Source organism: Acetobacter tropicalis (assembly GCF_030644465.1).
Classification (GTDB): Bacteria; Pseudomonadota; Alphaproteobacteria; order Acetobacterales; family Acetobacteraceae; genus Acetobacter; species Acetobacter tropicalis.
The window spans coordinates 2,341,247-2,360,273 of sequence record NZ_JAUYUW010000001.1; the positions used below are offsets into that span (position 1 = coordinate 2,341,247).

General features: G+C 54.3%; 17 protein-coding genes, 1 other RNA gene and 1 pseudogene. 10 read left to right on the forward strand and 9 right to left on the reverse strand.

Translation table 11 applies throughout. The features are described 5' to 3' along the window. The first annotated feature begins 111 nt into the window (after window positions 1–111). The 3 genes from QWU00_RS10655 to QWU00_RS10665 all read left to right on the forward strand — a co-directional run bounded on the left by QWU00_RS10655 (window position 112) and on the right by QWU00_RS10665 (window position 5,682). Entirely contained in the window at window positions 112–2,070 is a 1,959-nt protein-coding gene (locus QWU00_RS10655; RefSeq protein WP_052051578.1) for an AsmA family protein, read from the forward strand. 92 nt (window positions 2,071–2,162) lie between these two features. Continuing rightward, the gene (locus tag QWU00_RS10660; RefSeq protein ID WP_035382437.1) at window positions 2,163–2,822 is read left to right on the forward strand and encodes a 2OG-Fe(II) oxygenase family protein; all 660 of its coding nucleotides are present in this window, start codon (window positions 2,163–2,165) and stop codon (window positions 2,820–2,822) included. A gap of 103 nt (window positions 2,823–2,925) precedes the next feature. After that, entirely contained in the window at window positions 2,926–5,682 is a 2,757-nt protein-coding gene (locus tag QWU00_RS10665; protein WP_035382493.1) for a M16 family metallopeptidase, read from the forward strand. 332 nt (window positions 5,683–6,014) lie between these two features. Here QWU00_RS10665 and QWU00_RS10670 read toward each other — a convergent pair whose 3' ends face one another. Beyond that, window positions 6,015–6,794, reverse strand: a complete 780-nt coding sequence (locus QWU00_RS10670) for a glycosyltransferase family 2 protein (RefSeq protein ID WP_035382436.1) — start codon at window positions 6,792–6,794, stop codon at window positions 6,015–6,017. Then, the gene (locus QWU00_RS10675; RefSeq protein ID WP_035382435.1) at window positions 6,791–8,341 is read right to left on the reverse strand and encodes a CgeB family protein; all 1,551 of its coding nucleotides are present in this window, start codon (window positions 8,339–8,341) and stop codon (window positions 6,791–6,793) included. Before QWU00_RS10675 ends, QWU00_RS10670 begins: the two co-directional genes overlap by 4 nt. 482 nt (window positions 8,342–8,823) lie before the next feature. On the opposite strand from QWU00_RS10675, the gene QWU00_RS10680 reads away from it, so the two are divergent. After that, window positions 8,824–9,207, forward strand: a complete 384-nt coding sequence (locus QWU00_RS10680) for a hypothetical protein (protein WP_035382488.1) — start codon at window positions 8,824–8,826, stop codon at window positions 9,205–9,207. Window positions 9,208–9,349: 142 nt separating this feature from the next. On the opposite strand, the gene dinB is transcribed toward QWU00_RS10680, so the two are convergent. Beyond that, complete coding sequence (gene dinB / locus QWU00_RS10685; RefSeq protein ID WP_035382434.1) at window positions 9,350–10,465, reverse strand: DNA polymerase IV; 1,116 nt, start codon at window positions 10,463–10,465, stop codon at window positions 9,350–9,352. Between the two features lie 439 nt (window positions 10,466–10,904). After that, complete coding sequence (locus tag QWU00_RS10690; RefSeq protein WP_231551924.1) at window positions 10,905–11,531, reverse strand: hypothetical protein; 627 nt, start codon at window positions 11,529–11,531, stop codon at window positions 10,905–10,907. 165 nt (window positions 11,532–11,696) lie between these two features. Here QWU00_RS10690 and QWU00_RS10695 point away from each other — a divergent pair, with 165 nt between their 5' ends. Beyond that, window positions 11,697–12,770 (forward strand): quinone-dependent dihydroorotate dehydrogenase, encoded by a 1,074-nt coding sequence (locus QWU00_RS10695; protein WP_006557141.1) that lies wholly within the window; start codon window positions 11,697–11,699, stop codon window positions 12,768–12,770. Further along, window positions 12,770–13,642 (forward strand): TIGR01459 family HAD-type hydrolase, encoded by an 873-nt coding sequence (locus tag QWU00_RS10700; protein WP_373317184.1) that lies wholly within the window; start codon window positions 12,770–12,772, stop codon window positions 13,640–13,642. The genes QWU00_RS10695 and QWU00_RS10700 overlap by 1 nt, the downstream gene beginning before the upstream one ends. Window positions 13,643–14,106: 464 nt before the next feature. On the opposite strand, the gene QWU00_RS10705 is transcribed toward QWU00_RS10700, so the two are convergent. The 5 genes and pseudogenes from QWU00_RS10705 to QWU00_RS10725 all read right to left on the reverse strand — a co-directional run bounded on the left by QWU00_RS10705 (window position 14,107) and on the right by QWU00_RS10725 (window position 16,293). Beyond that, window positions 14,107–14,922 carry a TIGR00282 family metallophosphoesterase gene (locus QWU00_RS10705; protein ID WP_035382433.1) on the reverse strand — a complete coding sequence of 272 codons (816 nt, stop codon included), beginning with the start codon at window positions 14,920–14,922 and terminating at the stop codon, window positions 14,107–14,109. Window positions 14,923–14,946: 24 nt separating this feature from the next. Then, window positions 14,947–15,534, reverse strand: coding sequence for a 5-formyltetrahydrofolate cyclo-ligase (locus QWU00_RS10710; RefSeq protein ID WP_035382432.1), 588 nt, complete (start codon window positions 15,532–15,534; stop codon window positions 14,947–14,949). Beyond that, window positions 15,521–15,675, reverse strand: a non-coding RNA gene (gene ssrS / locus QWU00_RS10715) — 6S RNA. The genes QWU00_RS10710 and ssrS overlap by 14 nt, the downstream gene beginning before the upstream one ends. Further along, window positions 15,667–16,023: pseudogene (locus QWU00_RS16910) on the reverse strand (cell division protein ZapA); the annotation flags it as partial. The gene ssrS and the pseudogene QWU00_RS16910, both read right to left, overlap by 9 nt. A gap of 3 nt (window positions 16,024–16,026) precedes the next feature. Further along, window positions 16,027–16,293, reverse strand: coding sequence for a hypothetical protein (locus tag QWU00_RS10725; protein ID WP_035382430.1), 267 nt, complete (start codon window positions 16,291–16,293; stop codon window positions 16,027–16,029). A 79-nt stretch (window positions 16,294–16,372) separates the two neighbouring features. On the opposite strand from QWU00_RS10725, the gene QWU00_RS10730 reads away from it, so the two are divergent. The 4 genes from QWU00_RS10730 to QWU00_RS10745 all read left to right on the forward strand — a co-directional run bounded on the left by QWU00_RS10730 (window position 16,373) and on the right by QWU00_RS10745 (window position 19,013). Then, window positions 16,373–16,897, forward strand: coding sequence for a hypothetical protein (locus QWU00_RS10730; protein WP_150395595.1), 525 nt, complete (start codon window positions 16,373–16,375; stop codon window positions 16,895–16,897). After that, window positions 16,875–17,789 carry a class I fructose-bisphosphate aldolase gene (locus tag QWU00_RS10735; protein WP_006557148.1) on the forward strand — a complete coding sequence of 305 codons (915 nt, stop codon included), beginning with the start codon at window positions 16,875–16,877 and terminating at the stop codon, window positions 17,787–17,789. The genes QWU00_RS10730 and QWU00_RS10735 overlap by 23 nt, the downstream gene beginning before the upstream one ends. A 48-nt stretch (window positions 17,790–17,837) precedes the next feature. Then, on the forward strand, window positions 17,838–18,443 hold the full coding sequence (locus tag QWU00_RS10740) for a thiamine phosphate synthase (protein WP_035382428.1): 606 nt from the start codon (window positions 17,838–17,840) through the stop codon (window positions 18,441–18,443). Between the two features lie 117 nt (window positions 18,444–18,560). Beyond that, window positions 18,561–19,013 (forward strand): DUF2501 domain-containing protein, encoded by a 453-nt coding sequence (locus tag QWU00_RS10745; protein WP_035382427.1) that lies wholly within the window; start codon window positions 18,561–18,563, stop codon window positions 19,011–19,013. The last annotated feature ends 14 nt before the right edge of the window (window positions 19,014–19,027 follow it).

A 19,027-nucleotide genomic window follows, 5' to 3' on the forward strand; every position in this document is an offset into this window, starting at 1 on the left:
CCGCGTTGCCTCCCACCCTGTAGTTCTGTAACTCCCTGTGAACGGAAATGGCGCGGAGGTCATGCCAGTCAAGGCAGATTTCAAAACCGCGCAGGTTTGAAAAGAGAGATCATGCCAGAACAGCTAGAACTGCCACCGTCCCAACAGAAACGAAACCTGCGGTTCTGGCTCCTGTGTGCAGGCGGCGGGCTATGTGTCGTAACCGTAGCTTCCGCTGTGGCAGGGTGGATGGCAGTCTCGCATGTCAATCTGGGGCCGTTTGTCGGACGTCGCGCCACAGCCATGCTAGGTCGTCCTGTTTCTGTGGAAGCCCTTTCCGTTACGCCTGGACGGTGGGTGAAGGTGGCTCTTTCAGGCGTGAAGGTTGCCAACATCCCCGGTGGCAGTCAGCCGGATATGGTGCAGGCAGGTAAGCTGGAGGCAGAAGTGAAACTGTCCTCCCTTCTTCACGGTCCCATGGTGGTGCGGCATGTGGCGGGGGAAGGGATTCACGTTCTGGTGGAACGTACGCCTGATAAGCAGCCCAACTGGCGTTTCCAGATGCACGGTCTGCCGGGGGCACATGAGGCGGCCTCGCCAGCGCACCCGCCGACATCCGGCATTACCTCACCGTCTCAGGTGGTTCCAGATGATCGGAGCGCCTATCCCACAGCGCTTGATGTGGTTTTTCGGAACAGTGATGTTACGTACCGCACGGCCCATGGGTCCTCATTCCGGACCACGTTGAACAGCGTCAACCTTCAGACAGAAAATGCCACAACGCCTGTCAAATTCGCGGTGGATGGGGCCTATAACGGGCAGCCGGTGCAGCTTACGGTTACCATGCAGTCCTTTGACGCGTTGCGCCACACCCACACACCTTATGGCATGGGGGTGCAGGGGCAGTCGGAGGATCTGAAATTCACCTTTGATGGCACGGCTACTGATCCGATCAATGCAGATGGTTTGGCGGGCAAGATCACGGCGGATACGCCAACTTCACAGCCGCTGATGGCAATTGCAGGCATGTCCGTGCCGCAGGATATTCCTTTGCATATGGAAGGCCAGTTTACCCATGCGGGAAATTTCTGGTCCCTCACACAAGGTAAGGGGATGGTGAAAAACAATGCGCTGAGCATTGCGTTGGCTGAACTGAATGAAGGCACACGCGGTCAGCCGGATCATGTAAAAGCCGATATGGCGTTTGACCATCTCAACCTGAATGATTTTCTGGCCGCAAAAGGGGCCTCCAACCCGGCTGGCACTGACATGGTGCTTGATGTGAGCCAGAACCCGGACCCGCTGATAGACGCATATCTTTCGGCCAAAGGCGTCACCTACAATATTTACCATTTTTCCGATGCCAGCCTGACAGCCGCCGTAACCCCCGGCGTAATGGCTGTGAAAAATCTTTCTCTGGCATATCTGGGTGCAACCATGACCGCTTCCGGCCAGATTGCCGCGGCCGATCACGGAAAAGCCCACGTGCAGGGAGCAGTTGCCTTAACAAAGGTGGATATTGACAGATTCCGCCGGGCATTGGGCTTTCAGGCTGTGCCGCTACAAGGGCAGGTGGATATGCAGATGACCGCCAGCGCCACACAGCACACAGTGAATGCTGTTGTTCAGCAGGCAGATATTGCCGCCGCTGTGGCCATGACCAATGGCGCGCTTGATCGCAAGATTATCCGGGCGGCATCGGCTGATCTGCGCATGTTGTTTCATACTCCGCAGGGCACAACCCCTGTTTCCTGCCTTCTGGGCGTTGTCAGTTCTCATGGTGGGGTGGGGCAGGCCGTGCCGCTGCGCATTAAAACGGCGGAGGGAACACTCTCCGCCAATGCGCGGTTTGATCTCAACCGGCGGTGGTTTGATCTGACATTTGGAAGCCAGGGCAAAACAACAGGCCGTTTTGCCTTGGATATTCCGGTGCAGGTGAGCGGCAGTTTCAGCAATCCACATATCGGGTTGGCACGGTGGTCGGCTGATGGACGGGCCATGCTGGCCCAGAGTGAACGGCTGAACGCCCTGCCAGCCGGGGTAAAGCAGTTTGCGCAGCGCAACGCCTGTTATCGGGCCATAGCGCAGTAACGGCGTTGACGGGGAATGAGGTGAAGGCTTGTTCCCGTCGCTTATCCCTTCTACCGTGCAGATGACAACAAGTTCATATCTGGACGGAACGCATGACAACGTCTGAGACCACACTCGAGCCAGATTACGCGGCCCTGGCCGCGGCACCTGTCTGCGCGGACCCGTTCCCGCATGTGGTGGTGCCGCATTTTATCCGCCAGCAAGATCTGCCACGGCTGTTTGCCGCCATGCCGGACATTCAGGCAGGCGGCTCCTTTCCGCCTGCGTCTCTTTCCCTGTCGCCTTTGGTGAAATCTCTGGTAGAGGCCATGGAAGGGCCGAAACTAAGGCAGATGGTGGCTGAAAAACTGGGGCTCACGCTTGAAAACGCTCCGTCCATGCTTACCATCCGTGGCCGCACACGGGAGAAAGATGGTCGAATTCATACGGATTCTCTGGCAAAGCGTGTCACCATACTGCTCTATCTCAACCCGGCTGATGAGACGTGGCAGAAACAGGAAGGGTGCCTGCGTCTGCTGCGCGGGCCCCATGATATTGAAGATTACGCAAAGGAAGTGCCTCCGGTGGATGGCACGTTGCTGATTTTTCCCAATGGTCCCACCACGTGGCATGGCCACCGCCAGTTTGTGGGGCAGAGATATACCATTCAGTTGAATTACATGACGGAGGATGCGCGTGCGCGGTCTGAACTCCGTCGGCATCAGCTTTCCGCTGTGGCGAAGAAGCTCGCCATTCCGGGTTTTGGTGCCTGAATTTCAGCAGTTTCTCTTAAAATCATGATCCACCACTCAAGGTAATAGAATGACGGCTTATTCTCTTTCCTCTGGTTCTCAACACAAGGCAACGGTGCGCGGTATGGCAAGGCGGCGGAGAATGACCTCTCTCATGGTGGCGGCCACCATGCTGGCAGGTACAGCCTTGTCCTCTGTTACCTGGCTGCCCTCTGCGCATGCACAGCAGGCAGCGCCGCAGCAAGGCACTGTGCCGGGCATGCCGTCCTCCCTGGTGCCCGCGGCGTTAAGCAGCGCGCAGGTCGTGCGGGCCACACTGCCCAATGGGCTGCGGGTGGTGATTGTTCCTAACCGCCTTGCTCCCGTTGTGACAACGGAGATCAACTATCTTGTGGGCTCGGCCGAGGCTCCTGCGGGCTTTCCCGGCACGGCCCATGCGCTGGAACACATGATGTTCCGCGGCAGCAAAGGGCTGGATAAAGACCAGCTTGCAGCCATGGGGGCCAGACTGGGTGGCAGCTACAATGCTGACACAACGGAAGATGTCACCCAGTACTTCTATACGGCGCAGGCGCGCGATTTGCCTATCCTGCTGAAAATTGAAGCCCTGCGCATGAACGGCCTGACGCTGTCCGAGGCTGACTGGAGCAAGGAACGTGGCGCGATTGAGCAGGAAGTCTCGCGTGATCTGTCCAGCCCGGCCTACCGCTATCTGGAGCAGCTTCAGGCCATTCTGTTTGCTGGCACGCCTTATGAAAAAGATGCTCTTGGCACGCGACCATCTTTTGACAAAACCAACGCAACACTTCTGCGCTCCTTTTACGAAAAATGGTATGCGCCCAACAATGCTATCCTGATTATTACGGGTGACATCAATCCGGTAACAACGCTGGATCAGGTGCGTGACATCTTCGGCGCCATTCCGCGCAAGACGCTGCCAGAACGGCATAAAGTGTCGCCTGTCCCGCCATCTGCTCATACCATCGCTCTTCCCACGGATTATCCGGTAGGGTTCGCAACGCTTGCTTTCCCCATGCCGGGCCGTACAGCCCAGGATTTTGCAACAGCGGATATCCTGTCCGATGTTCTGGGGAGCCAGCGTGGCGCGCTGTATGATCTGGTGCCTCAGGGCAAAGCGCTGTTTGCCGGTTTTGAATATGCGCCCAAAAAGGAAGCCGGTTTTGGACTGGCTCTGGCGGCCTTCCCCAAAGGAGCGGATTCCACCAAGACACTGGCTGATCTGCAGGGTGTGCTCGACAAGATCCGTAAGGAAGGTGTTCCGGCTGATCTGGTGGAAGCCGCAAAACGGCGTGAGATTGCCCAACTTCAGTTCTCTGCCAATTCCGTAAGTGGGCTGGCTGCGATCTGGTCCAACGCTCTGGCTTTCCAGAATCTGGAGTCCCCCGGTGATGTGGTTGCAGCCTATCAGGCCGTGACACCTGAAGCTGTTAACCGTCTGGCTGCCACGCTTCTTGATCCGACCCACGCTGTGACAGCCGTGCTGACACCAGAAAGTTCCGGAAAACCTGTGGCCGGAAAAGGGTTTGGTGGGGCAGAATCTTTTGCCTCCACCCCGGATAAACCAGTCAAGCTGCCGGATTGGGCGGAAAAAGCCCTGACCCAGCTTGAAAAGCCGGTGCCGGCACCGTTGCCTTCCGTCAGTACTCTGCCGAATGGTCTCAAGTTGATAGTCTGGCCTTCCCATGTCAGTCACACGGTTCAGTTGAGCGGCGAAATACGCCAGTCAGCAAACCTGCAGGAGCCAGTGGGCAAGGAAGGTGTGGAGGGCATTACGGAAGCCCTGTTCTCCTACGGCACCACCGCGCATGATCGTCTGGCGTTTCAGAAGGCGTTGGATGATATTCCTGCGTGGGAAGATGCAGGCGGAAGCTTTTCCTTGCAGACGCTCACGCCTGATTTTGAAAAAGGCGTCGCTCTTCTTGCGGAAAATGAACTGCATCCGGCGTTTCCGGATAAGGCGTTTCAGGTTGTAAAAATGCAGACGGCTCAGGCGCAGGCAGGGCAATTGCTCTCTCCTGGCTATCTGTTTGGTCGGGCAGTTACAAAAGCCCTTGTTCCCGCCAAGGACCCGGAATTGCGGGAGGCCACGCCAGCTTCCATCATGAGTGTCTCGCGCGATGATGTTCTGCATTATTATCAGGCAGCGTGGCGGCCTGATCTGACCACTATTGTTGTGACGGGGGATATCACGCCAGAAAAAGCGCGTGCTGTGGTGGAAAAGGCTTTTGGTGATTGGAAAGCGACAGGTGCCAAGCCTGATCTTGATCTGCCCAAAATACCGCTCAGCAAGGCATCCCGCGCGAATGTGCCTGATAAAAGCAGCGTTCAGGATGAAGTGATTCTGGCGGAAACACTGGGGCTGCAGGTTGCTGACCCGGACCGTTTCCTGCTGAATCTGGGCAATGAAGTCTTGGGTGGGGGGCTGTTCTCCTCCCGGCTGTATCGGGATCTGCGGGTTAAAACCGGGTATGTCTATTCGGTCGGGAGCAGCTTTGACTGGAGCCGGACCCGTGGCAGCTATTCCATTGAATATGGGGCAGACCCGAATAAAGTAGGGCAGGCGCGTGTGGCTGCGGTCAAAGACCTTCAGGCCATGCAATCTGCTCCCCCGACAGACGATGAACTGTCTCTCGCTAAAGCGTCTCTTCTGCGTAGTCTGCCGTTGCGGCGGTCCAGTCTGGGGGCAATTGCCCGCCAGTATCTGAGCCTGACAGACCTTGATCTGCCACTGGATAACACGGATAAGGCGGCAGAAGTCTATTACAAGGCGAGCGGCGCAGAGGTGCAGGCGGCATTCAAAAAATGGCTGCGTCCGGAAGACCTGGCTCAAATTGTAAAAGGTCCTGCCCCAAGCTGGTAAGGCAGAAAAAGGGCGTAAAAACCCACGATTGATTTGTGTAAAGAAAGGCGGACAATCCTTCTGAGGTTTGTCCGCCTTTTTTAGCTCAGGATGCTTTGCGTATTTTTACTATTATTGTTAATAGATAAAGAGCTTTTCGAATAATATCCGTTTGATCTGTTTGGTGTCTGGTTCGTGTCTCTAGGAGAAGACAGAAAAGGCTTTCACATGGAGGGATCTAATCCCCCCCTTTTTTAAGACAATTACAACCCAGTGATATTTTGAAATGCGGAGAGTGTTTGATAGGAACTTTCTGTAATCTTTACACACTCCTGTATGCACCGGGCTGGGTTTTATTTTTCCTCCGCCTCTGGGGTGGGGTGTCTGAATTCCATCATCAGTTCCAGATCATAATGCGCGGCTAAAGCTTCCGTTGCCGTGCGGGAAGAGTGGTGAACACGATAACGGCACAAAATTTCGGGCAGATAGCCGGGTGTTAGGTCGTGATCAATAAATTTCAGCCAGAAATCATAATCTTCCCAGCCTTCTTCAATATGGGAAAAGCCGCCCACTTTTTCCCAGGCATCTTTGCGGATAAGCGCCATGACATCCACATAATTGCTCTCCCTCATTCGCTCGGGGTTCCAGATATCGGCTTTTCCAACACCCTGCCGGTTCCCAAATTCTTCTATTTGTGTGTACACGGCAGGAAATTTGCCATTAGTAAGGGCCGCATAGGTTTTTTCCAGCGCTGTAGGATAAATCAGATTATCCGCATCCATAATGAACACGGCCTCGGCTGAAGCATGGTCAAAGGCAATATTACGAGAAAAGGAAGGTCCCTGATTACGCGGGTTTGCCAGAAGCAGGGTGCGATAGAAACGATCTGTGTTGTCTTCCATCCAGCCAGAAATGACCTCAATGGACTCATCCTTGGTGGATAGATCATCCACCACAACCAGTTCAATATTTTGGTGTGTCTGGGCAGCAAGAGAGTCCAGACATTCTTCCACCACCTTTGCGTAATTGTAGTTGGTTACGCAGACAGTAATAAGGTCTTTGGGTTTCCGGCTCTTTCTTTTGTGCAGGAATACAGTATCTGGAGCAGGGTCCCAGGGTTTCAGAACGCTCATTTCAATGTGCTCCAAACGGTGGCAATATAGTTTTTCACGTCACGGCTCTTGGATTGAAAAAGATCATCATCTTCTAGAGTATTTATAATATTTTCCTGAATTTCCGCAGCCTTTTCCTGTCCCTCTTCCGACCGGATAAGCCATTCAATCAGGTTGGGCATATGGCGCGGCGTTTCTGCAAGAAAGTGTGTGCCTTCCTTGTAAAGCGGGTGAGGGAAGCACTCCTCTGTCACGACAATGGAACCGGAAGCCATCCCCTGTTTGACAATACGGTGCCATTCGAAAAAACTATTGTCATCTCTATGGATGTTGAGAGAAATTTTTGAATTTTCGGAAACGTAGCGTGGCAGGCGTGAAAGAATATCGTAAACGCCCGAAGCAGGAAGTGGGCCTTCTGCTTTTCGGTAATAGAAAAATGTCTGGTAATCTGAAAAAAAACTGGCGGAGCGGGAGAAAAATTTTTCTCTTTTGCGGGATGCGTTGCCGAAGAAACTGACATCAATACTGCGTTCATGAAATGGCCTGAACGGGGATGAGTTTTTCTGTGCGCCTTCGGGCAGCACCCGGAAGAGGGGATGTTTGCGATCTGATGAGGTAAGGAGGCAGTCTTGCATCTCAACGGGTGGGTCAAAATGAAAAACAGGGAGGCCAACATCCGAAAAAGATTTCAGATTCTGGTAGCAGAGATCCATCACGCCAGCAGACATGAAGATGTAAATGATCCCTCGTGTGAACCAGAGTGTCTGTGGCTGCTCTGTATTGAACATAATGGCATTGCGGATGATCTCATCTTTTTTCCAGGGTTCACTTCCTGAAAGAAAGAAAAACTCATGCGGTGCGCAGAAAATACAAAGGTCTGGTGCATCCTGTACGTTTGTTTTTTCCGTTAGAAGTCTGGAATTCAGTCCGCTTTCATTGAGGTAGTCATTCAGACACTCGGAAATTTCCTTAATAAAGGAATTGCCTTCTGAGTGATGAAAGACCCCGATTGTTTTAGGAGCAGGCTTCCTGAGAGATTTGGTAGATATTTCATACTGGACAGGCTTCCGGCACTCAACGCCCAAAGCATGTGCGATTGATCTTTTGGAAAAGATATCGCGGCCTTCTCCAATGCCGTAGAGCAGGGCATGGCGTAGGGGCGAGAGCGTTGTGGAAGCGACATCTCCGTTCATGTTGAGGTAATCATCGGCATTAAAAAATGGATAGTTCTTTAATCTATTAAGGGCGAGCGTAATGGAATGATAGGAATATTCTTGCAGGAGGCCTTTTTCAAAAAAATGCAGATTTTCATTATTTCTTAAATAGTGGGCAAATGGGTTTTCACCGTTTCCGAGTGTATTTTTGTATAAATTGTAGTAAATTTTTGTATTGAAATTTTCGTTTGGGTTTTTGTTTTCTTTATACCCAAATAAAACATAATGTACAATCGGATCAAGACCAGATGTTTCTACATCTGGGTTTTCTGAAGTGTAGTATTCGTAATCAAATTTTTTGGATTCTATTATCGTTTTTATATCTTTTTTATTCCAGGCAGTTAAGGTGGCCATAATGTTTCCTGCGGGTTTGGATCAAGTCTCTGTTGGAATAATGGTACAGCAAAAGCGGAGGTGTGAGAATGCGGACGAGCGCTCGAGCAGCTCCCAAACTCACGGAATGCTTTGCCCGATGAGGTTTTTGAAGGAAGGTGCAGGACGGGGGATCAAGAGTATAGAATATAGTGTTGTCATAACAATATGAACTGTGTTCATCTATAAAAATGTACAATCCCTATAAAAACTGGCGTTAAAGTATTTCAAATAATATAATCTGATTTAAAAGGCGCGCGTTTAAGGTCAATTTTTAAATGTTTTATAAACATAAACATTTAAAAATTGGGAATTGTGCTTTTTGAAACCATGCAAGAATAAAAACGTTTCGATCGTGTTTTTGTGGGTGGACAATAGCGCAGAGGATTGCTTATTTTTTACTATCATATGTGCGATTGTGAGTTGGCGGAATGACCAAGGTTGCTGTTAAGCAAAAACGAGCCGTGAAACCTCGTGGGGTTTCGGAACAGAAAGTGGTGCGGCGGACCGCTACCCGTAAAAAGGCTCCTGTTAGTGAGCCGGTGCAGGACGATGTGGTGGCGGATGCCCCACAGGTTGTAAAACCTCCGGTAGATAACGCTTTAGCAGCAAGCGCGATCGCATTTGATGGTCTGTGGTATCTTGAAACCTATCCCGATGTGAGGGCAGCCGGAATGGATCCGCTGGAGCACTTCCTTGAAAATGGTGTAAAGGAAGGGCGCAATCCTAACCCCCATTTTGATGGTCAGGCTTATTTGCAGGCTAACCCGGATATTGTGGACTTCCCGCCCGGACCTTTCATTCATTACGTATGTTATGGCTTTCAGGAAAAGCGTCCTCTGCGCTAATTCTGGCGGATGTAGCGTGCTGTTGTGGCAGCGCGCTACACTATTTTGTGCTTTGGTCTAACGTATTCCGAAGTATTTCTAGAAATTATAGTGTTTACGAATAAAAATATTATTCTAAATGGCTGTCCTTCTTCGGAAAGGCTTATTTTTCTTCCAAAGAAACATCCGCCGTATCTAAAGAACCTAGAAGCGAAAGCTGTGTTTCCGTAGTGGGGCTATCTGTCTGGTCGAGAGACGAGAGCGTAATTCCTAGTAGGCGCACCCCACGGGTAAGGGGTAAAAGCGGGTTTAAGAGTAAAACTACTATTTCTTCCAGTTGAGCAACGTCCTGAACGGGGTAGGGTAAGGATTTGCTGCGGGTGAGTTGGGTAAAATCTTCGTAGCGCAGTTTCAGGGTAACCGTTCGACCTGAAAGGTTACGCTTGGTGCAGGCCTGCCAAACGGCTTGGCCCAGATGGCCCAGGGCAGAGTGGAGATCGGTTTTGAGCCGGATATCCCGTTCAAAGGTTGTCTCCTTACCAATGGATTTACGCGGACGGTTGACCTCCACCGGCCGATTGTCTTCGCCGCGTGCAATGCCATGGTAGAAGGATGCGGCTTTTCCAAAATGTTGCACCAATGTGGAAAGAGGCTGTGCGCGTAAATCTGCTCCCGTGTAAATGCCCAGAGCATTCATGCGTGCGGCTGTCGCTGGGCCTATACCGTGAAACGCCGAAACAGGCAGATCAGCCACAAAAGCTTCTCCTGCCCCTGGGGGAATAACAAACTGCCCATTGGGTTTACGGTAGTCTGAAGCCAATTTTGCCAGAAACTTGTTATAAGAAATACCGGCGGAAGCCGTCAGGCCTGTTTCCGCCAGAATGTCAGCACGGATTTCCTGCGCAATAATGGTGGCATAGGGGCGTGGCAATAATGGTTGGGTAACGTCCAGATACGCTTCATCTAACGAGAGAGGTTGGATGAGAGCGGTATAGCGGGCAAAAATAGCGTGAATCTGGTTAGAAACCGCGCGATACACATCAAAACGGGGTGGCACAAAAACAAGGTGTGGGCATTTGCGTTTCGCCACAACCGAGGGCATGGCTGAACGGACTCCAAATGTACGCGCTTCATAACTGGCTGCGGCCACCACGCCGCGTTCCCGGCTTCGCCCTACGGCCACAGGGAGGCCTTGGAGGCGGGGGTTATCACGCTGCTCAACAGAGGCGTAAAACGCATCCATATCAATATGAATAATGCGGCGCACGGGGTGGTTCATTATCAGGAACCTAACACACCTTGCGGAAAAATATTAAGACCGGCCAAATCAGAGAAAGCCTAATGCGGCTGCGCTTTTGTTTTAGGTGCACAGGGGTAGGCTTCCATAATGTGCCCGTAGAATAAGCAGCATCGGGCGCGTATGGCAGACGCTCAGGAATGTTTATTTATTGTTTCTTTTGTCTCGGAAGGGGGACTTGCCACCAAGACGCTTCCTTATCTGCAAAGCAGATCCGGCGCGTGAGAGGGGCCAGAGACAACAGGGCCGGGCACCTTTTTCTTCCGGCATGAAGAAAGTGCGCCCGGTCCTGCCGTAGGGATAGGAAGAGGATCGTCTAGGGAAAAATAGTCAGAGTGTTTTTTGTGATTTGTGAGGTCGTAAAGTCAGAACAAAAGAACCATTCAGAGGCAGGGGATAGGGAGGCCCCCACCCGGATGGGTTAGTGGGTCACCTGGTTTGGGGTTGAAAGGGCGGTGTCATGCCGTGCTGTGCCCAAAGGCCAGCTTACATGGGTTGTGTCCATGTTGACGTCATGCCACCGGGCGAGTGAAAGGGCAGCAGCCGTTGTGGCGCGCGGGCGCACATAGGCCGATACCATTTCATGGGATGGGCGCCGGGCCAGGGTTTTGACCGCATGGTGCGAAAGCCAGTAGCCCGCACCAGCCAGACAGGCGCCAAGTGTTGTGATGGCGGAGGTCAGCCGCGCCACTAAAGAAGGAAAAGGCAGAAGCGGATGCAGCAGGGAATGGACCTCCGCATCACGCTCGTTCTGGGCAGCTTCTGTTGCCAGCAGCAAATTATATTCTGTGGGGGTAATGGCCAGTGCGCTGCCCGAACGGATATCAAGGGATGGAATTTCAAGTGCTGCCATATGGGTCAACGCATCATGAAAGGCGTTGGCAACGGCCAGAAATTCCTGCCGGAAGCAAGGGAGGAACAACCCTATCTGCCGCCCACACGATGCTGGGGGAGGGGATGAGACCGTACCGACAAGACGGCGAATGGTCCAGATTGTCAGCCGTTCGCTGCAGGCAAGATCTGTCAGGTAAACCGGTGAACGTGTCATGGCGCATCCTTGAGGGGAAAAGCCCTCATCCTCTATGCTGTGGTCAGTCTCTTTTAGATGAGAACAATTCTCATTTGCAAGATAAAAATCACATTGCATCCTCTCAACGGCGCAAAGGTGGTTTTTCCTCTTTTCTTGTGCGTCGTCATGAGGCAGTACAAAAGCATGTCTTCCCTTGCTTCTCTCTCCCTTCCGTTCCTCCGTAAACTGGAGCCGGAAACGGCGCATGACATGGCGCTTGATGCGCTCATGCTCGGCCTTTCCGTCCCCGTTAAACGGCCGGTTGATGATCCGGCTCTGGCAACCCGTGCGCTGGGTATGCGGTTTTCTAATCCTATCGGCATGGCTGCCGGGTTTGATAAAAATGCCCGCGTGCTGCGTCCGCTTGCCCAACTGGGATTCGGGTTTGTGGAAGCCGGAACGGTTACGCCGCGCCCCCAGCCCGGTAACCCTCGGCCGCGCCTGTTCCGCCTTACGGAAGATCGGGCCATCATCAACCGGATGGGTTTCAATAACCAGGGGATAGACCGCTTTGCCGTGCGTCTGGCCCGTCTGCATCGCACTCTGCCTTCCGGGCGTGGCGGTGGGGCAGGGGCACCCGTGGGGGCCAATCTGGGCATCAATAAAACCGGCGCAGATCCGGAGCGGGATTATCCTGCCCTGGTGGGGCGGGTGAAGCCGTATGTCAATTACATTGTGCTCAATGTGTCTTCTCCCAATACGCCGGGCTTGCGGGGCCTGCAGGATGCCAGCCGTCTGAAAGGTATTCTGGATGCCATTGCCCAACGCCATTCGGAACGCCCGCCACTGTTGGTGAAACTGGCGCCCGATCTGGAAAATGATGCCGTTGGCCCGATTGTTGAGGCCGCTATAGCGGGGGGTGCACAAGGACTTATTGTCACCAACACCACGTTGGCACGGCCGTCTTCCTTGCAAAGTCCATTCAAAGCGGAAAGTGGTGGCCTTTCAGGCAGGCCGCTGCGCCCGCGTGCCACGGAAATGTTGCGTCTGGTCGCGCAGGCGGCAGCCGGACGTATGGCGCTGGTGGCCTGCGGCGGCATAGAAAGCGGCGCGGATATTCTGGAACGTATCCGGCTGGGGGCTGATCTGGTGCAGGTCTATTCGGCTTTTGCCTATGAAGGACCCGCCCTCATCGCGCGTCTTAAGCGGGAAATGCTGGAGATCATGCGGCAGGACAATATTGAGATGCTTGATGATATTCGGGGAACGGCTCTGTAATGGCGGATAGCATGTACTCAATGCAAAGCCTGACTGGTCTGAAAGCTCTGGCTGATCAGTATGATGGCTACATTGTTGATCTGTGGGGCACGGTTCATGACGGCATTCAGCCATATCCTGGTGCCGTAGAGTGCTTGAAAGCGCTGCGTCAGGCTGGCAAGCGAGTGGTTATGCTGTCCAATGCGCCAAGACCGGCAGAAGTGGTCTGCAAGCAGCTTGAAGGCTTTGGCATAGGCCGTGACCTGCATGATGGTGTGATGACCAGCGGAGAGCAGGTGCGCCACTTACTGCGGGAGCGTCATGATCCATGGTTTGCGCGCCTTGGTCGCAAAGTTCTGCATGTCGGCGGTACGCATGATCTTGGGCTGTATGAGGGGCTGGACCTTGAGCGCGTAGCAGACCCGGCAGAGGCTCAGTTCATTCTCAATACGGGGCCAGATCAGGAACGGGGTGTGGAGTCGGTTGACCCTTATCTGCCGGAACTCCGTATCGGGCTTGAGCGTGGTTTGCCCATGCTCTGTGCCAATCCGGACATGGTTGTGGTCAAAGGCGGCCGCAGGATGATCTGCGCCGGGGCACTTGCCTCGTTTTATGAGCAGGAAGGCGGCAATGTACGCTGGGTTGGCAAACCCTATGGCGAGATCTATGCGCCTGTCTTCACCATGCTGAATGTGCCGCAGGGGCGTATTCTGGCACTTGGTGATGCTCTGGCGACCGATATGCGCGGTGCAGCCGTCGCCGGTATTGACGGCGCGTGGATTCTGGGAGGCATCCATCAGGAAATGCTGGGGGATGATGCTGGTCTGGCAGCGGAGGAAGCCGAAGGCGCGGGCCTGCGCCCGGTAGCAACTCTGCCGCGCCTTGTGTGGTAATCATCCCGGAGGACACGAACCCTGCGGGAAGAAGGTCACTCCAGAAAGGCAAGAAGAGGCAATGCTGCGGTTTGAATAGTCAAGCAGCTAAAGGCGATGGTTGAGGGAAAAGGGGTCCTTGAAGACTCCCGATGGGGATGAGGGCGAAAACCCAAAGCATTCAGGTTCACAAAGTCACCGTCAGACTCGCCTGATAGATTTTTCAAACAGCCTGCAAGTCTTGCGATCCATGGAATAAGAGGCAAAAGCCTCTCTGCTGTTAATGCAAAATCCCCTGCGTGTCAGAGCGCTATGATCCTTTCAAGGCCGCCTTCTTTTTACATCCGTTGCAGGAAACACGTTAGGGCCGTGAACGGATTGATTACGGTTTGAGGTGTCTGCTGTGTTCTGCCGAGCCTTGTGCTCGACAGCCTGTGGACTCTTCGTTTCAGAGGGGTGCTGGAGACATCCCTGCATGTAGCCGTTCAGAAGTCCGGTAGCGTCTGGGCTAGCAAACCGCCCTGCCGGATGGGGGCAATGCGGCGGGCGAGGCCCGTAGCATCATCCGTTTCAACCATGATGCCACACATGGTCGCTTCACCCTCTGCCGGTTGTAAGCGCTCTCCTGGCATTTTGCGCAGAAAGCGCGTCATGGCCGGTTCCTTGTTCATCCCGATCACACTGTCATAGTCACCGCACATTCCGGCGTCGGTCTGGAAGGCAGTGCCAGCGGGCAGAATGCGATGATCAGCCGTAGGGGTATGGGTATGGGTGCCCACAACTAGAGAAACGCGGCCATCCAGTACATTGCCAAACGCCCACTTCTCACTGGTGGCTTCTGCATGAATGTCCACCACAATGGCCTGTGTGGTCACACCCAGCCGATGGCGGGTGAGGAGTTCATTCACGCAACGGAAGGGGTCGTCCAGAGGGTCCATGAACAGGCGGCCCATGGCGTTGACCACCAGCGCCTTACGCCCGTCTGGCAGTTCCACCTGAACGCTGCCATGGCCCGGCGTGCCGGGTGGGTAATTGATGGGCCGAATAATGCGGGGTGTGGAACTGATATGGCCGATCAGGTCTCTACGGTCCCAGCTATGGTTGCCGAGGGTGATAACATCCACACCGCCTTCAAACAGGTCCGTGCCGATGGCGGGGGAGAGACCAAAGCCATGACTGGCGTTTTCTGCGTTCACCACAACCAGATCAAGTGCAAGGCTGGTTCGCAGGCCGGGCAGGCGGCTTAACACTACGTCTCGACCGCAGCGGCCAACAATATCTCCAAGAAACAGAATTCTCACGCGCCCGTCTTTCCGTGTGTACGTTCAGTCAAAATGCAGTCTCTCCTTTTCTGTCACAATGCAGGAGAGAGGATGGTCATAAGGTCCGGTGGGAATGTGGTCCACCTCCTGCGCCGCCAGCGCGTAGCCCACTGCATCTGCGTGAGGCAGCGTGGCGAGCGTGCGGTCATAATAGCCGCCCCCATATCCCAGCCGGTTGCCGCGTCTGTCAAACCCGACCAATGGTACCATGATGGCCTCAGGCGTCAGAACCGGGCCAATTGGCACACATGTGCCAAACCGTCCCGCCTGCATAACGCAGTCAGGTGTCCATACCCGAAATACGAGGGGATGCCCGCGTGGCGGCGTTTCGGGCAACAGGACCGTTCGGCCAGCAGCCGCCAAAGCATGGCAGACAGGCCTTACATCAAGTTCGTGCGGTAAAGGCCAGACACAGGCGATCCTTTCGGCCTCAAGCGCCAGCAGGCTTTCCGACAGTCTGCGGCACAGGAGTGGATCAAGTGCCTGATCACGGTTTTTTAGCGCCGCGAGGCAACGTGCCCGAAGCTGCTTCTTGGCTTCGGCCACCGCCGGTGGATCAGATTGTAGGGGAGAAGAGTGCGGAGCCACCATGGCCGTTGGTCTTTCAACCTCCAGGACCTGCTAGTGCAGGTGGGCGCCGGGTAATGTGACCAGGGCCACAACAGAGCCAGCTCCCTAGGAAGTGCTTATCGGCCCAGGGGATGACTCGCCTGACGTGCCGGACAGCCCCGCCTCTTCTATGTAGGCGCGCTCAAGGGTGGCTGCAATAGCTTCCGCACGTTCTGCCAGATCAATCAGGCGGGATGACGTCAAAGCCTGCTCGGCGCGCATGCGTTCCACGTCCTGTACGGCCTGATTTGTGCTTTCTGGCAGAAGCTGGTCAGAAAGATCCTGAATTTCATCAGCCATCAGCAGAGCAGCCAGAACCAGAACGTGGCTTTCCCCGGTAAAACCAAGGGCGCGTACCCGCTGGGTACGGCGTTCTACCTGCTGGGCCATGGCCTGAACGTGCCGTTCCTGGCCGTTTTCGCACCCTACGGAATAGGCATGGCCATTGATACGGATTGAAACGGTTGCCATAGGTTACTTATCTTCCGGAGTGTCAGTCTGGGCAAGGGCATCACGCACACGGCTGATCAGGGCGTCAACATTGGCGGCCAGTTCCTGCACTTCCAGCCCCTGTCGCTCCTGGCTCTGCTTTTTCTTGTCCAGCGCAAAGGAAATTCTTTGCAGGGCGCGGTCCAGACGCACAATAGGGTCTTCCTGTTCCCGCGCCCCTTCGGCCAGAACAGGCGTGCTGTCAGGTTCATTCGTTTCGGAGAAAGACTGCCCCACGGCCTGGTCCTGCATTCTTTTTTACCCTTCAATTGTTTAGGAATCACCCGCAAACGCGGCTGCGTCAAGCATGGTCATGAAAAAGGCATCACTTTTGTCCCCCTCCTTTCTCCCCCCACACCTGTTTACACTGCATGATTATGCCTCTGGTGTGGCAGTGTGGGAGACCGCAAGTGCCGCGGGTGTGCCTTTTTCAAAAAACGGGCAACCAATGGTGGGGTTTCTCTCCGCACCCGGCGCAGCGGGGTTCATGGGAGTGCGCTGGTGGCTGGCCCTGATCGGGGAGATGGAAAAACACCTTCAACACCCCTGCTTCCATATTCTGGATTGTGGAGAAAGCCCGGGCTACGCCATGGCGGCGGCAGGCTTGCAGCAACGGATTGTTCTGCAGGGCGATTCTGCCGGAACCCGTGCCGTAAAACGTTTTTATGAGGAGGCCGGAGGTCATGTTTTCATAACACGCCCGCCATCATTTGACCTTATACCCTCATTATCTGTCACAACACATCTTGCCGCGTATTTCACACGCAGTTATTGCCAAGGTAGAGTTCCGGACCTCAACAGCCCGGAAGCCAAGCCAGAGGAAGGATTTCCCAATGACGCTTACCCCCCAGGTTAAGGCTATTCTTGATCAGTACGAGAGCGATAATCCCGGAACAAAAACAAATCTCGCCCGGTTTCTGAATGCGGGTAAACTGGCTGGCACGGGGAAGCTGGTCATTCTTCCGGTTGATCAGGGTTTTGAACACGGTCCGGCACGTTCCTTCGCCGCTAATCCGGCAGCATATGACCCCCATTACCATTTTGAACTGGCAATTGAAGCTGGGTTGAGCGGTTACGCTGCCCCGCTGGGTATGCTGGAATGTGGTGCCGCCACCTATGCTGGCGAAATTCCGCTGATTCTGAAGTGCAACAGCTCGAACAGCCTTGCCACGGAAAAAGATCAGGCTGTAACGGGCACCGTGGCAGATGCGCTGCGTCTGGGCTGTGCAGGGATCGGCTTTACCATCTATCCGGGTTCTGAATACTGCTTCGAGCAGATGGAAGAACTGCGTGAACTGGCTGCTGAAGCCAAGTCTGTTGGTCTGGCTGTTATTGTGTGGAGCTACCCGCGTGGCCCACTGCTGGACAAGCCCGCAGAAACCGCTGTGGATGTGTGTGCCTATGCTGCCCATATGGCTGCACTGTGTGGGGCTCACATCATCAAGGTGAAGCCGCCGCAGGAACTGGTGGCTCTGGCTGCCAACAAGCCGGTGTATGAGCAGAACAAGATTGATATCTCCACCATGCCGGCTCGTATCCGTCATGTAGTGCAGTCTTCTTTTGCTGGCCGCCGTATCGTGATCTTCTCCGGTGGTGACAAGACCAGCGAGGAAGGCCTGCTGAACACCATTCAGGGTATCCATGATGGCGGCGGCTTTGGTTCCATCATCGGCCGGAACGTGTTCCAGCGTCCGAAGGCAGAAGCGCTTGACCTGCTGGACAAAATCATCACCATCTTTAAAAGCTGAAACACGGAAACGTGAACGCAGGATAAGGGGCCGCGAGGGAGGGCCGTTATGACGGCAAGTGATCTGTATCTCGCAACCCCCATCCTGCAGGATGGTGAGGCATTTCTGCCTGATCTGGTACGGGGGCTGGCTGCGCAGCCTCCGGCCGCTCTTCTGTTACGGCTGGCGGATGCGCCAGAAAGCAGACTCATAACGCAGATTCAGAAAATTCAACCTTTGGTGCAGGCGCAGGATATTGCCCTGATGCTGGAAGATCGTCCTGCCTTGGCCCTGAAGACAGGGTGTGATGGCGTTCACCTCTCCACCGGTTTTGCCGCCAGTTCCGTGCGTGACGTACGCAAAAGCATTGGGGATGCCCTGCAACTGGGAGTTGCCGTGGGCGCCAGCCGTGATGCGGCCATGCGCGCGGGCGAGGATGGTGCTGATTACGTGTGTTTCAGTGCGGAAGGCGCTGAGGGCACGGCACAGGATGAGGACGAGCCGGAAGACCTTACCGCGCTTGTACGGTGGTGGTGCCTCATGATGGAACTTCCCGCCGTTGTTCTTGCGCCAGAACCAAATGATGTTGCCGGTTTTGTACAGGCCGGAGCAGATTTTATCATGCCCGCAGCGACGTTCTGGGCACACCCGCAGGATTGGCCCAGTTTGGCCTGAGCGCCGCCATAGTTCGGCCATTTGTTCCCGTCATGTCTGCTGGCAGTTCTTCAGGCTGAAGGGGATGCGTATTTTCGCTTACACTCCGTACAGTCTATGGATAAGGAAGTAAGGCTCATGATTAACAAAACCACATTTGCCGCAGTGTTGATGGCTGTCGGACTGGCTGGTGCCGCCTCTGCTCAGGCCCAGAGCTGGGGCAGCATGGGTAAGGATGCGCTCTCCAGTGCCACAAGCAGCGCAACCAGCAGTGCGAAAAGTGCGGGCATGGGCATGATGAGCAACATGCTCCCCAGCCTTTCTTCCGCCAGCACCAGCAATATTACCGGTATTCTGGGTTACTGCGTGCAGAACAATGTGCTGCAGGGTGCTCAGTCCACGGCGGCGTCTTCCGTTCTGGGTAATCTGACCCAGAAGGACAGCATCACGTCTTCCAGCGGCTATAGTGCTGGTCAGAACGGCCTGTTGCAGACGGGCAATAACCAGATGTTCTCGCTGGCTAATCTGAAGGGTGAGCTGAAGAGCAAACTGTGTAACATGGTGCTGAACAAGGCACAGTCCTTTCTCTGATCCATAGTCTCTCA